This is a genomic window from Streptomyces sp. Rer75 (assembly GCF_013414305.1).
Classification (GTDB): domain Bacteria; phylum Actinomycetota; class Actinomycetes; order Streptomycetales; family Streptomycetaceae; genus Streptomyces; species Streptomyces himastatinicus.
In genome coordinates, this window is record NZ_CP058693.1 from 7,478,512 (window position 1) to 7,491,187 (window position 12,676).

General features: G+C 72.3%; 11 protein-coding genes. 4 read left to right on the top strand and 7 right to left on the bottom strand.

Annotation, left to right across the window (positions count from 1 at the left end; genetic code table 11):
• Positions 1-159: 159 nt before the first annotated feature.
• From HYQ63_RS32180 to HYQ63_RS32210, 7 genes are all read right to left on the bottom strand, one after another.
• A complete protein-coding gene (locus HYQ63_RS32180; RefSeq protein WP_179937308.1) occupies positions 160-708 on the bottom strand; it encodes a nitroreductase in 549 nt (182 codons plus the stop codon).
• Positions 699-1,766 carry an NAD(P)/FAD-dependent oxidoreductase gene (locus HYQ63_RS32185; protein WP_257232278.1) on the bottom strand — a complete coding sequence of 356 codons (1,068 nt, stop codon included), beginning with the start codon at positions 1,764-1,766 and terminating at the stop codon, positions 699-701. The genes HYQ63_RS32180 and HYQ63_RS32185 overlap by 10 nt, the downstream gene beginning before the upstream one ends.
• Positions 1,763-3,175: an FAD-dependent oxidoreductase gene (locus tag HYQ63_RS32190; protein ID WP_179937309.1), complete on the bottom strand. Its 1,413-nt coding sequence runs from the start codon at positions 3,173-3,175 to the stop codon at positions 1,763-1,765. The genes HYQ63_RS32185 and HYQ63_RS32190 overlap by 4 nt, the downstream gene beginning before the upstream one ends.
• Positions 3,172-5,316, bottom strand: coding sequence for a molybdopterin oxidoreductase family protein (locus tag HYQ63_RS32195; RefSeq protein WP_257232279.1), 2,145 nt, complete (start codon positions 5,314-5,316; stop codon positions 3,172-3,174). Before HYQ63_RS32195 ends, HYQ63_RS32190 begins: the two co-directional genes overlap by 4 nt.
• On the bottom strand, positions 5,309-6,694 hold the full coding sequence (locus tag HYQ63_RS32200) for an MFS transporter (RefSeq protein ID WP_179937310.1): 1,386 nt from the start codon (positions 6,692-6,694) through the stop codon (positions 5,309-5,311). Before HYQ63_RS32200 ends, HYQ63_RS32195 begins: the two co-directional genes overlap by 8 nt.
• A gap of 257 nt (positions 6,695-6,951) precedes the next feature.
• Complete coding sequence (locus tag HYQ63_RS32205) at positions 6,952-7,254, bottom strand: response regulator transcription factor (protein WP_179937311.1); 303 nt, start codon at positions 7,252-7,254, stop codon at positions 6,952-6,954.
• A 328-nt stretch (positions 7,255-7,582) separates the two neighbouring features.
• Positions 7,583-8,578, bottom strand: a complete 996-nt coding sequence (locus tag HYQ63_RS32210; RefSeq protein ID WP_179937312.1) for a DMT family transporter — start codon at positions 8,576-8,578, stop codon at positions 7,583-7,585.
• 458 nt (positions 8,579-9,036) lie between these two features.
• On the opposite strand from HYQ63_RS32210, the gene HYQ63_RS32215 reads away from it, so the two are divergent.
• From HYQ63_RS32215 to HYQ63_RS32230, 4 genes are all read left to right on the top strand, one after another.
• Positions 9,037-10,572, top strand: coding sequence for an amino acid adenylation domain-containing protein (locus tag HYQ63_RS32215; RefSeq protein WP_257232280.1), 1,536 nt, complete (start codon positions 9,037-9,039; stop codon positions 10,570-10,572).
• Positions 10,569-10,832, top strand: a complete 264-nt coding sequence (locus tag HYQ63_RS32220) for a phosphopantetheine-binding protein (protein WP_179937314.1) — start codon at positions 10,569-10,571, stop codon at positions 10,830-10,832. Before HYQ63_RS32215 ends, HYQ63_RS32220 begins: the two co-directional genes overlap by 4 nt.
• 16 nt (positions 10,833-10,848) lie before the next feature.
• Positions 10,849-11,823 carry a chlorinating enzyme gene (locus HYQ63_RS32225; protein ID WP_179937315.1) on the top strand — a complete coding sequence of 325 codons (975 nt, stop codon included), beginning with the start codon at positions 10,849-10,851 and terminating at the stop codon, positions 11,821-11,823.
• A 110-nt stretch (positions 11,824-11,933) separates the two neighbouring features.
• A complete protein-coding gene (locus HYQ63_RS32230) occupies positions 11,934-12,668 on the top strand; it encodes a thioesterase II family protein (RefSeq protein ID WP_123100362.1) in 735 nt (244 codons plus the stop codon).
• The last annotated feature ends 8 nt before the right edge of the window (positions 12,669-12,676 follow it).

Genomic DNA, 12,676 nt, shown 5'->3' on the forward strand with positions numbered 1-12,676 from the left:
GGTGCGGTCGGCGCTCCGGCAACCCCGTTCTTCCGGCGAGTGAGCCGAAGGGGCGCGCCGCTGTCGAAAGGGAGAGCGCGCGGAGGTCCCGAGGAACGAGGGACCGAGCACGGTCGACCGTCGACAGGGGCTCTTGCGCCCCGGAGGCGAACCGAGCCCCTAAAGAGAGGGGCTGAAGATCTTCAGGCGGTCGCCTACGTCCGGGGTCTCGCGGCGGCGGGTCGGGCGGCCCGGCTCCACGGTGCCGATGTACAGCCAGCCCAGGGCGCGTTCGGGTTGGTCGAGGTCGAGCAGTTTGCGGACCGGTTCGGCGTCGAGCTGGGCACCGGTCCGCCAGATACTGCCGAAGCCGCGGGCGTGGAGCAGCAGCATCAGCGAGGTGGTCATGGCGCTGACGGCGGCCATCTGTTCCCATTCCGGCACCGGGGAGACGGGGTCGGGGGAGAACACGAGCGTGGCCAGCAGGGGCGCCCGCCGGGTCTTGGCGCGCATCGCCTCGATGCTCTTGCCGTTGTCCTCGGCCAGGGCGGCGGCGAGCGCGTCCCGGGCGTCTCCGGACATCAGCAGCCATCGCCAGGGCCGCAGCATGCCGTGGTCGGGGGCGCATGAGGCCGCCTTGAGCAGGTAGCGGAACTCTTCGGGGCTGGGTGCGGGACCGGCGAGCTTCTGCTCGCTGCGGCGGGTGAGGATGGCCGTCATCACGTCCATGCTGGTTCCCTTTCGTGGTGGGGTCCGTGGTGGGGCGTGCCGAGCAGCAACTGTTCGGGGCCGGCGGGCATCTCGCGGCCCATCAGGGAGTGCAGGAGCGGGTAGGCGCTGGTGTCGCCCGCCAGGACGCCGCCGAGCAGGGTGCGGGCGTCGTCGGCGAGGACGAGCTTGGCGTAGCTGCCCGCCCGGTGGTGGTGGCGGATGTATTCGAGGGCGCCGGGTGTCTCGGCGTGGCAGTCGCCGAAGCTGGCGACGTCGACGCCGAGCAGTTTGAGCCGGGTGGAGGTGTCGGCCTCCGCGAAGGGCCGCGCCGGGAGGCCCAGGAGCTGCGCGGCGACGCTTTCGGCCATGCGGTAGCCGGGGGCGACGAGCCCGTAGCAGCGGCCTTCGACGGCGGCGCATTCGCCGATCGCCCAGATCCGGGGGTCGGCCGTGCGGCAGTGGTCGTCGACGAGGATGCCGCCGCGCGGCCCGCGCGTCAGACCGGAGGGTTCGGCCAGGTCGTCGCGGGGGCGTACGCCGGTCGCGAAGACGACCAGGGCCGCTTCCAGCCGGGTGCGGTCGTCGAGGGTCACCGCGCAGACCCGCCCGTCGGGGCCGGGGTCGACGGACCGGGTGATGGTCCCGCAGTGGGGTTGCACGCCGAGCTTGCCGATGAGGTCGGCGAGGACCTGTCCGGCTCCGGCGTCGATCTGCAGCGGCAGCAGGTGCGGGGCCGTCTCCACCACATGGGACCGCATGCCCAGCAGCCGCAGCGCGTTGGCCGCTTCGAGGCCGAGGAGCCCGCCGCCGCCGATGGCCTCGATGTCCTCGACGGTGCGGTACGGGAGGTCATGGCCTCGATGCGACCCGGAAGCCGTCCCGCAGGTCGCGTCCCGCGATCGGCGGGACGAAGGGCCGGGAGCCGGTGGCCAGGACCAGCGCGTCGTAGGCGGGCGTCGCGGTTCCTCGGCGAGGACGACGATGCGCCACCGGCCCTCCCGGTCCCGGTCCCGGATCCGTTCCACCAGCCAGTGGCCGACCATGCCGTGGCCGACGACGACGAGGGTGCGGGTCACCGGAGTGCCTCCGCCACGGCCGGTTCGGGCCGCGGCCCGGCGGCGGCGTGCAGGGCGGCGCACAGGTCGCGGACCGCGCCCGCGCAAGAGCCGCAGCCGGTGGTCGCGCGGGTGGCCGCGGCGAGCGCGGCCGCGTCGCGGGCGCCGCCGCGCCAACTGTCGGCCAGGGTGCGCTTGGTGACGTTGTTGCAGTGGCAGACGACCGCGTCGTCCGGCAGTTCCACCGGTCCGCCGCGCCCGGCGGGGATGCCGAGCAGGAACGCCAGCCGGTCCGAGGGCACCGGCAGCCCCTGGTCGCCCAGGGCGCCGAGGGCGGCGATGGCCTGCGGGTAGCCGACCAGGACGGCGCCGAGGAGCCGTTGGTCGCGCAGCTCCAGCCGGGCGTAGCCGCCGCGGGCGGGGTCCTGGAGCGTCACCGTCTCCTCGACCTCGTCGGCCGGTCCCGGCGGACCGTACGCCGCGATGTCCAGCCCGGGCGCCTTCAGCCGGGTCACGGACGCGCAGGTGGCGGGCCGGGTGGGGCGGCCGCAGAGGATCGCCGCGAGCCGGTCCGCGTGGTGCCAGGCGGTGGTCGCGAGCCCGGGGACCGTGCCGCCTTCCTCGGCGCAGTCGCCGATGGCGTGGATGTGCGGATCGTCGGTGGTCAGGGCGGTGTCGACCACCACGCCGGTGCGGACGGCGAGTCCGGCGGCGCGGGCCAGGCGGGTGTCCGGCCGGACACCGGCGCACACCATCACGGTGTCGGTGCCGATGGCCTGGCCGCGGTCGAGGGTGAGGGAGCCGGGGGAGTACGCGACCGCCTGCCGGGACAGTTCCAGCCGTATGCCGTGGTCGCGCAGTCCGCGGGCGAGGAGCGCCCCCGCCGCGGCGTCGAGCTGGCGGTTCATCGGGTACGGGCGCGGATGCACCAGGGTGACGCGGGTGCCGCCGCGCCGCAGCGCGAGCGCCGTCTCCACTCCGAGCACCCCGGCGCCGACCACCGCCACCTGACCGCCGGTGACGCGCCGGCTGTCGGCGAGGGTACGCAGCGGGGTGACGCCGTCGGCGAGCCGGCCGGCTTCCGTCAGCAGGCCGGGGACGGCGGGTATCCGGGGCCGGGCGCCGGTCGCGAGCACCAGGTGGTCGTAGGGGTGGCTGGTGCCGTCCGACGCGTGCACCAGGCGGCGTTCCCGGTCGATGCCGGTGACCCGGGTGCCCAGCAGCACCACGGTGCCGTCGGGTGGAGCGGGCAGGGCCAGGGCGCGGGCCGGGAGTGTGCCGTCCAGCACGGAGGGGAGCAGCACCCGGTTGTACGCGGGCACCGGCTCCGCCCCCAGGACGGTGACGGTGCCCTGGTGGCCGTGGTGGTGCAGCCGGTCCACGAGGCGGTGGGCGGCGATGCCGTTGCCCACGACGACGACGGCGCTCATGCCGTGGCCGTCCAGGGCTCGATGCGGACCGCGCAGACCTTGAACTCGGGCATGTGGCTCTCCGGATCGAGGGCGGTACTGGTGATGAGGTTGGCCCGGCCGTCCGCGGTGAAGTGGAACGGCAGGAAGACGGTGTCGGCGCGCAGGGTCGGCACCAGCCGCACCCGGGCCACGGCCGTGCCGCGCGCCGAGCTGATCCGCGCGAGGTCGCCCTCGGCGAGCCCGGCCCGCTCGGCGGTGTCCGGGTGCACTTCGAGATACGACTCCGGCTCGGCCGCCAGCAGTTCGGGGACCTCGCGGGTCTGGGCGCCGGACTGGTAGTGCGCCAGCGCCCGGCCGGTCGTGGCGTACAGGGGGAAGCGGCCGTCGGGGAGTTCGGCGGCGTCCCGGTGGTCCACCGCGCGGAACCGGGCCCGGCCGTCGGGGTGGGCGAAGCGGTCGAGGAACAGCCGGGGCGTGCCCGCGTGCGGCGGCTGCCCGGGCGGGGTGGCGGGGCAGGGCCAGTGCAGGGCCTCACCGGCGTCGAGCCGTTCGTAGCTGATGCCGGAGTAGTCGGCCCGGCCGCCCCGGGTGGTGCGGCGCAGCTCCTCGAACACCTGGTGCGGTTCGGCGGGGAAACGTTCCGGCGGCTGGCCGAGCCGGATCGCCAGCCCGCGCAGCACGTCCAGGTCGCTCCGTACGCCCGGCGGCGGCCCGGAGAGCCTGCGGCGGCGCAGCACCCGGCCCTCCAGATTGGTCATGGTGCCCTCCTCCTCGGCCCACTGCGTCACCGGCAGCACCACATCGGCCAGCAGCGCCGTCTCGGAGGGCATGAAGTCGGCCACCACCAGCAGGTCCAGCGCGGCCAGCCGCTCGGCGATCCGCGCGGCGCGCGGTGCGGACACGACCGGGTTGGAGCCGAACACCAGCAGCGCGCGCGGTCCGCCGGGGCGGCCGAGGGAGTCCAGCAGCTCATAGGCGCTCGGCCCGGGGCCGGGCAGCTCCTGTGGCGCCACGCCCCAGACGGCGGCCACGTCGGCGCGCGCACCGGGGTCCGCGATGGACCGGTAGCCGGGCAGCTGGTCGGCCTTCTGGCCCATCTCCCGGCCGCCCTGCCCGTTGCCCTGTCCGGTGAGGCAGCCGTAGCCGCTGCCCGCCCGGCCGGGCAGGCCCAGGGCGAGCGCCAGGTTGATGAAGGCCGCCACCGTGTCGGTGCCCTTGCTGTGCTGTTCGGCGCCGCGCCCGGTGAGGACGTAACGCCGCCGGGCCTCGCCGAGCATCCGCACCGCCTCGCGCTGGGCGGCCACCGGCACCCCGGTGACGCGTTCGACGCGCTCCGGCCACCAGGCCACCGCCCGTTGCCACGCGGCGTCGAACCCGACGGTGCGCCGGTGCACATAGCCCTCGTCCATCCGGCCCTCGGTGACGGCGAGATGGAGCAGCCCGAGGGCGAGCGCCAGATCGGTGCCGGGCTGCGGCTGGAGGTGGAGGGCGGCGGTCTCCGCGGTCCGGGTCCGGCGCGGATCGATGACGATGAGCCGCGCGCCCGCCAGGTGGCGCATCAGCGGCGGCATGGTCTCGGCCGGGTTCGCCCCAGCGAGCAGGATCACCTCGGCGTCGTCGAGGTCGCCCACCGGGAACGGCAGTCCGCGGTCGACGCCGAAGGCGGCGTTCCCGGCGGCCGCCGCGGAGGACATGCAGAACCGGCCGTTGTAGTCGATGCGGCTGGTGCCCAGCGCCACCCGGGCGAACTTGCCCAGCAGATACGCCTTCTCATTGGTCAGCCCGCCGCCGCCGAACACCGCCACCGCGTCCGGGCCGTGCGCGTCCCGGATCCGGCGCAGCCGGTCCGCGACGGTGTCCAGCGCCTGGTGCCAGCCGACCGGTTCCAGCGTCCCGCGCGGGTAGCGGATCAGCGGGTTGTGGAGCCGCACCGGGGTGTCGAGGAGGGCGGGGGCGGTCCACCCCTTCTGGCACAGCCCGCCCCGGTTGACGGGGAAGTCGGAGGGCCGCACGACGACCGTGCCGTCCTCGTGGCCCAGCCAGGTGCCGCACTGGAGGGCGCAGTACGGGCAGTGGGTCGCCACGGACGGGGAGACGGCGGACGGCGCGGCGGGGCCCGCGGGTCTGGCAGGGGACGCGGGGGAGCGGGATTCAGACATGGGAGACCTCCGCACGCCGGGCGGAGCTGCCGGTTCCGGGCCCGCCGCCGGGTGCGCCGCGCAGATAGACCGCCCAGGTCACCACCGCGCAGACCGCGTAGTAGCCGAGGAAGGCGGTGAACGCGGCGTCACCGGTGCCGCCGGGGCCGTCGTAGCAGGCGCGGAAGGCCAGGTTCACGGCGACGCCGCCGAGCGTGCCGATCGCGCCCGTGACGCCGATGACCGCGCCGGACAGCTCACGGGCCCGGGCGAAGGCGCGGGTGGCGTCCTCGCCCGCGGTGACGGCCTTCTCCGCGTCCTGGGCGAAGACCGCCGGAATCATGGTGTACGCCGAGCCGTTGCCGATCCCCGACAGCACGAAGAGCACGCAGAAGGCGGCCACGAACAGGGTGAACGAATGCGTTGCGGAGGCCAGCAGCAGCACCCCGGTCCCGGCGGCCATGGCGGCGAGGTCCACGAGGGTCACCCGCGCACCGCCCCACCGGTCGGCCAGCAACCCGCCGAGCGGCCGGAACAGCGAGCCGAGCAGCGGGCCGAGGAAGGTGTACGAGACGGCCTCCAGCGCGCTGGCGCCGAACTCGTACTGGAGGACCAGGCCGAACGCGAAGCCGTAGCCGATGAACGAGCCGAAGGTGCCGACGTACAGCAGCGACATCCACCAGGTGTGGCGGCTGCCCAGGGCCTCGCGCAGCGCCCCCGGGCGGGCCCGTACGGCGGTGAAGTTGTCCATCCGCCGGGCGGCGAGCACCGCCAGCAGTGCCGCCAGCGGCAGATATCCCGCGGCCAGGTACTCGGGGTGGCCGAGCCCCGCGGTGGCCGCCACCAGCAGCCCGAGCAGCTGCACCACGGCCACGCCCAGATTGCCGCCGCCCGCGTTGATGCCCAGCGCCCGGCCCTGGTGGCGGCGGGGGAAGATGCCGCTGATGTTGGTCATCGACGAGGCGAAGTTGCCGCCGCCGAGCCCGGCCGTCGTCCCGGCCACCAGGAACACCCACAGCGGGGCGTCCGGCCGCTGGATCACCCAGACCGCGAGCGCGATGGGGAGCAGCAGGGAGGCGGTGGCGAACACCGTCCAGTCGCGGCCGCCGAAGCGGGTCACGGCGTAGCGGTAGGGCAGCCGGAGCGCCGCCCCGGCCAGCGTGGGGACGACGACCAGCAGGAACTTCTCCCCGGCGTCGAAGGTGAATCCGGTCGCGGGGGACATGAAGAGGACCAGGACCGACCACAGGCTCCACACCGAGAAGCCGAGGTGTTCGGTCGCGACGGACAGCACCAGATTGCGCCGTGCGACGCGGCTGCCCTCGCGTTTCCAGAACTCCCGGTCCTCGGGGTTCCAGTGATGTATCCAGCGGCCGGAACCGGCCCGAGCCTTGCCCATGAGTTGCCTCGGCCTCCACTCGCATCTGAAACACGGTCACAGTCATCAGTGGTGGTGATGGTGATGGTGTTGAAGGTGGTGCTTGGTGTGGCACGAGAATGCTGATGCCGGATTCCTCCACGGGATGTGGAAGATCCAGAGGCATATCCAGGGTGCCGGGAGGCCGAAAGCGGGCTCAATTGAACCTTGGTACACACGGACGGGCCGGCCTCACGCAGGGCAGCAGAGGCCGGCCGGATGGGAGTGGTGCGTGCCCGTCACATGGTCGTGCGCAGTGATTCAATCCAGGCATACGAGACCAGACCCGCTTGCAGCCGGGACTCCACATGCAGCTTTGTCAGGATCTGCGCCACATGTGCTTTGACCGTGCGTTCGGTGACGGCAAGCCGGGACGCTATGGACCGGTTGGACTCCCCGTCACCGAGCAAGCGGAACACGTCGAATTCGCGATTCGAAAGCGAGGGCACCCGGTCCAGCTCTTCCTGCCAGGTCCGGCGAGCGTTCGGGGCCAGAGCAACTTTCCTGTTGGCTAAACCGATCAGGCTTCCCTGTGTGGCCATGTATCTCCCTCTCCCGAAAACGCGGGTCGCGGGTCCGGGCAATAGGTGAATTCACGTCAGCCTTATGGGCCCCGGCAGTATACGGAAGACGCCGATGTCAGAGCTGTGTGACGAGCTTCACTTCCCGTTCGTGCAGCCCGCCGGATGTGGCCGTCTACCTGCGAGTCTGTGGTGACGGACGATGCGGAATCGTCTTGCTCTCTGAGACGGCATCACCGGCGGGCCGCAATGGCGCATTCTCGATCGAGGCGCGGACGAGCGATCATGCTAGATTCACTCGATTTCCGGTCAAGCGAGCCGGTCAGCGGCGTCGCTCATCCGCGCCCCGTCATCCGCGCCGCTCGGCGGAGCCGCGTTCGCGGTCCTCCGCGCCCGCCGCGGCCACCGCCTCGGCCGCTTCCCCGGTCTTCGGCCGCACCCGGCCCTGGGTGACCGCCAGCACCGCGCCGGCCAGCAGTACGACCGCGCCGATGGCCTGGACCGCGCCGAACGTCTCGCCCAGGAAGAGGTAGGAACACAGGGTGCCGACCGCGGGCACCATGAACATCATGATCGAGGCGGAGGCCGGGCCCACCGCCCCGACGCCTCGGTAGTAGAAGAGGTTCGCCACGGCCGTCGGCCCGATCGCCACGAACACCGCGTTGATCCAGGTGGTGGCGGGCACCGCGCCCCAGTCCGCGTCCATCGCGGAGGGCACGCTGTACAGGCCCAGCAGGATGGCGCCGCAGCTCATCGCGTACGCCGTGGCCCGAAGCGGTTCGATCCCGGCGAGCACCCGGGGGCCGAGCAGGGTGAACGCCGCCCAGCAGGCCGCGCTCAGCAGGAACAGCACATCGCCGAGGAACCGGTCGCCGCCCGCGCCCGCGTCGGTCCGCGCGCCGATCAGGAAGATCACGGCCCCGGTCAGCCCCAGCGCCAGCCCCGCGACCCGTCCGGCGGACGCCCGCTCCTTGCGGGTGACCAGCAGGAATCCGGTGGTCAGCACGGGGCTCATGACGGGGATGATGGTGGTGCTGTCCATCGCCGGCGCCAGCGAAAGTCCCCAGAAGAACAGCAGGTTGTACAGGAAGACGCCGAGCACTCCCGCCCCGGCCGCGCGCCCCACGTCGCGCCCGGACGTGGCCTGCTGGGAGGGGACGAAGCGCAGCGCGATGAGCAGGACCACCGCCCCGCCGCCGAAGCGCAGCAGGGCCGCCACGGCGTGCGGCAGATGGTCGACGACCACCTTGGAACTGCTGAAGCCGCTGCCCCATAAGACCATCGTGGTCGTCAGTAAGAGATAGGGGTTGGTGCCCCCTTGGGGCCTTTGCTGCTTCTGCGACATGCGCTTCCCCCTTTGCCTGGTGCGTTAGTGCCGTTGCGTTGTTGCCCGTGCGTTGCTGCCGGTGCAGTTGCTGCTGGTGCGTTGCCGCTGGTGCGGGTGATGCTGAAGTGGCCGAGCGCCCCGGTGCGCGCAGGGGCGGGGCCGTGCAGGTGACGTCCCGTCATCTGCGGTGGTCGGGCCACAGCGTAACGGGCCGGTGAAGGGCCCGTGCCCCCCGCCTCGCCGACGGCACCGGAACTCGCCTGTACGAAGGTTCAATTGAGGCGCTCAGTGCCCCGCGGTGATAGTGAATCGCGTCCCGGTCAGACGCCGGGTCATCGCGAACACTCGTGGCGGGCACGGCCCCACGCGGTGCGCTGCGCAATGTCTTCTGTCATTTCCGACGGCCGCAAGAAGGGTTTCCCGAAATGCTGCTGCAATCCATGACATCGGACCCCATCGCGCGGAATTCCGATCTCGTGAGCCTCTTCCGAGACGTCGCCGCGACGGCGCCGGAGCGGACGGCGCTGTCCGCCGAGGACGACCGCGTCTCCTACCGGCGGCTCGACGCCTGGTCGGACGCGGTGGCCCGGACCCTGCTCGCCGAGGGGGTACGGCCCGGGGACCGCGTCGGCTTGCGCATGACGCCGGGTGCCGAGGCCATCGTCGCGATCCTGGCCATCCTCAAGTGCGGCGCCGCGTACGTCCCGGTGGACCTGCGCAACCCGGTCTCCCGGAGCGACTTCATCCTCGCCGACAGCGGTGCGAGCGCGCTGATCGGCGAGCCCTACGAGGGGTGCGCGGTCACCAGGGTGGTCCGCACCGCAGCCGTCGCGGAGTGCCGGGACGCGCGGCCGGAGCCCGTGACGCACGCCGGGGACACGGTGCGCCCGGGCGCCGACGACACGGCGTACGTCATCTACACCTCCGGGACCACCGGCAATCCGAAGGGCGTGCCGGTACGCCACGCCAATGTGCTGGCCCTGCTCACCGGCGCGCCATCGGTGTTCGACTTCACGGCGGACGACCGCTGGCTGCTGTTCCACTCGCTGTCGTTCGACTTCTCGGTGTGGGAGATCTGGGGGCCGTTCTCCACCGGCGCGGAGCTGGTGGTGCTGCCGCACTGGGCGGCGCGTACGCCCGAGCAGTACCTGTCGGTCATCATCGACCGGGGCGTCACCGTCATCAACCAGACGCCCACCGCCTTCCTCGCGCTCACCGAGGCGGCGGTGCGCGGCGGCCGGGACGTCTCGGGGCTGCGCTACGTCATCTTCGGCGGCGAGAAGCTCACCGCGCCCATGCTGCGGCCCTGGGCCAAGGCGTTCGGGCTGGACCGGCCGCGGCTGGTCAACGGTTACGGGATCACCGAGACCACGGTGTTCACGACCTTCGAGGAGATCGGCGAGGCGTACCTGGCGCAGGACGCCTCGGTCATCGGCCGCGCGCTGCCGTCGTTCCGTACCCGGGTCGTCGGCGACGACGGCCGGGACGTGGCCCTGGGCGAGACCGGTGAACTGTGGCTGGCCGGGGCCCAGTTGGCCGAGGGCTATCTGAGCCGCCCGGAGCTGACCGCGGAGAAGTTCCCGGTGGTGACCGACGGCAGGACCGGCGAGTCCGTCCGCTACTACCGCTCCGGGGACCTGGTCAGCGAGCTGCCGGACGGCCGGTTCGCGTACGAGGGCCGCGCCGACCTCCAGGTCAAACTGCGCGGCTATCGCATCGAGCTGAGCGACATCGAGACCGCCGTGCGCCGCCACGACGACGTCGTCGACGCGGTCGTCACGGTGCGCGAGTTCAAGCCCGGCGACCTCCGGCTGGTCTGCGCCTACGTGGCCCGTGAGGGCAGCGGCGCGACCACCGCACGGGAGCTGCGGGACCACATCAAGACCCTGTTGCCGGCCTATATGCACCCGGCGCGCTATCTGCGGCTGCCGGGGCTGCCCCGCACCGTCAACGGAAAAGTCGACCGGGCGGCCGTCGCCCGGTCCTGGGAGGAAGAGGTGGCACGTTCATGACGGGACAACAGATCACCGAGGCGCAGACCGCGCACCCCGACAACCTGGCCGTCACCTGGGTGGGTGAGCTGCTGGAGGAGTCCGACCTGTCCGCCCAGGACAACTTCCTCGACCTCGGCGGCCACTCCGTCCTGGCCCTGGAGCTGAGCGAGCGGGTCAAGAAGGACCTCGGCGTCGACCTGGACATGCAGATCCTCTTCGAGCGCAGCATCGGCGAGGCCATCGCCGACGCCGTCACCCGCGCCCGGACCGCCAAGTAGGAGAAGGAGAATCCCCATGACCACTGTGAGCGAGAAGGCCAACTTCACCTTCAGCCCCGAAGAGGTGGCCCGGTTCGAGCGGGACGGCTACATCGGCCCGGTCAAGGTCTTCGAGCCCGAGGAGATGACCCGCCGCTGGAACACCATCCGGCGCCAGCTCCTCGACCGCTCCCTGGCCATCTACCCGGACAGCAACGGCAAGGCCAACATCTCCAACTACGACCGCCACCTCGACATCGACCTGCTGGCCGAGCACATCATGCGGCCCGAGATCGTCGACCGTGTCGCCTCCCTCATCGGCCCCAACCTGCTCTGCTGGCGCAGCGAGTTCTTCCCCAAGTACCAGGGCGACGAGGGCACCGACTGGCACCAGGCGGCCACCTTCGCCCACGCGACCGGCAAGCCGCAGATCATCTGGCCGTCCGACGAGGGCCGCCCCGCCTTCATCGGCACCATCACGGTGTGGACCGCGTTCACCCACTCCACCGAGCAGAACGGCTGCCTCCAGCTCATGCCGGGCACCCACACGTCGATGAACTACGACGAGTCCAAGGGCATGGACTACGACGCGGACGCCATCAACCAGCGCGAGAAGGACGGCATCAAGCGCGGCTTCTTCGGCTACGACTACCGGTCCCTCCAGAAGGACCCCAACTGGAAGCCGGACGAGTCGCAGGCGTACCCGATGGTCCTCAAGCCGGGCGAGGCCGTCATCTTCTGGTCGAACACCATGCACGCCTCGCTGCCGCACACCGGCAGCAAGACCGACTACCGCATGGGCTTCGCCGCCCGCTACGTGCCCACCCAGGTGCAGGTCTACCCCGGCACCGAGAACCTGACCGAGTACGGCGACGGCATCAACCTCGAAAAGTACGGAGCGGTCCTCGCCTCCGGCGTCGACGAGTACGGACACAACCGGATAGCCCGCACGAGCCAGCGCGGTTACGAGTTCGTGCCGCGCCAGGTCCCCAGCCACCCGACGGCCGGCTGACCTCGTTCCGGCGCCACGGCGGGGCGGCCCCGGGCCGCCCCGCCGTGCCCCCTTCCCGCCCGTCCCACTCTTCCCGCGGTGCTCGCCGCGACGGTCCGCAGGAGGTACGTATGACGCCCCGCCCCCTCATCATGCTGCACCACGCGGGCGGCTCCGCCGCCGTCTTCGACCGGCTCGCCGAGGCCCTGCCGGACGGCATCCAGCCGCTGCCGCTGGAGCTGCCCGGCCGCGGCAAGCGGTGGCGCGAGGCGCCCGTCACCACCATCGAGGACGCCGTCGACGACCTGCTGCGGGCGGTCGCCGGGCAGCCGGACGAGATCGCGATCTTCGGCCACAGCGTGGGCGCGTACCTCGGCCTCTGCCTGGCGGCTCGGCTGGCGGAGACCGGCGGTCCGCGCTGCTCCACCCTCTTCGCCTCCGCCAACGCGGGCCCGGTGAGCGCCGAACTGCCGTGTGAGGGCTCGCCGTTGCTCACCACCGACGAGGAGATCTTCGCCATCGCCGAGAAGTCCGGCGGCACGATCTCCCCGCAGATCCGCGAACACCCCGTGCTGCGGGAGCGCACCGCGGCCCTGCTGCGCGCCGACTTCTCGCTCGGCGACTCGTTCCTGCGCAAGCGCCCGGCCACCACCGTCGTGAGCGCCGATCTCGTGGTGTGCTGCGGCACTGACGACGTCTTCACCGATGCCCAGCTGGACAGCTGGCGGCACAGCACGACCGGACGGACCTCCGTCACGCCCCGCCTCCCCGGCGACCACTTCTACCTCGAACAGCCCGCCCAGGCGGCGGCCCTGGCCGAGACCATCACCCGTACGCTGCTGGGATCGGCCGACCGGACTCCTTGATCGGCCGG

What these genes read in the sequence shown, in the direction of transcription:
- HYQ63_RS32230 (WP_123100362.1), top strand. Translation starts at nt 11,934, where the DNA reads ATGACGCCCCGCCCCCTCATCATGCTGCACCACGCGGGCGGCTCCGCC.
- HYQ63_RS32180 (WP_179937308.1), bottom strand. Translation starts at nt 708, where the DNA reads ATGGACGTGATGACGGCCATCCTCACCCGCCGCAGCGAGCAGAAGCTC.
- HYQ63_RS32195 (WP_257232279.1), bottom strand. Translation starts at nt 5,316, where the DNA reads ATGTCTGAATCCCGCTCCCCCGCGTCCCCTGCCAGACCCGCGGGCCCC.
- HYQ63_RS32225 (WP_179937315.1), top strand. Translation starts at nt 10,849, where the DNA reads ATGACCACTGTGAGCGAGAAGGCCAACTTCACCTTCAGCCCCGAAGAG.
- HYQ63_RS32190 (WP_179937309.1), bottom strand. Translation starts at nt 3,175, where the DNA reads ATGAGCGCCGTCGTCGTCGTGGGCAACGGCATCGCCGCCCACCGCCTC.
- HYQ63_RS32210 (WP_179937312.1), bottom strand. Translation starts at nt 8,578, where the DNA reads ATGTCGCAGAAGCAGCAAAGGCCCCAAGGGGGCACCAACCCCTATCTC.
- HYQ63_RS32200 (WP_179937310.1), bottom strand. Translation starts at nt 6,694, where the DNA reads ATGGGCAAGGCTCGGGCCGGTTCCGGCCGCTGGATACATCACTGGAAC.
- HYQ63_RS32220 (WP_179937314.1), top strand. Translation starts at nt 10,569, where the DNA reads ATGACGGGACAACAGATCACCGAGGCGCAGACCGCGCACCCCGACAAC.
- HYQ63_RS32205 (WP_179937311.1), bottom strand. Translation starts at nt 7,254, where the DNA reads ATGGCCACACAGGGAAGCCTGATCGGTTTAGCCAACAGGAAAGTTGCT.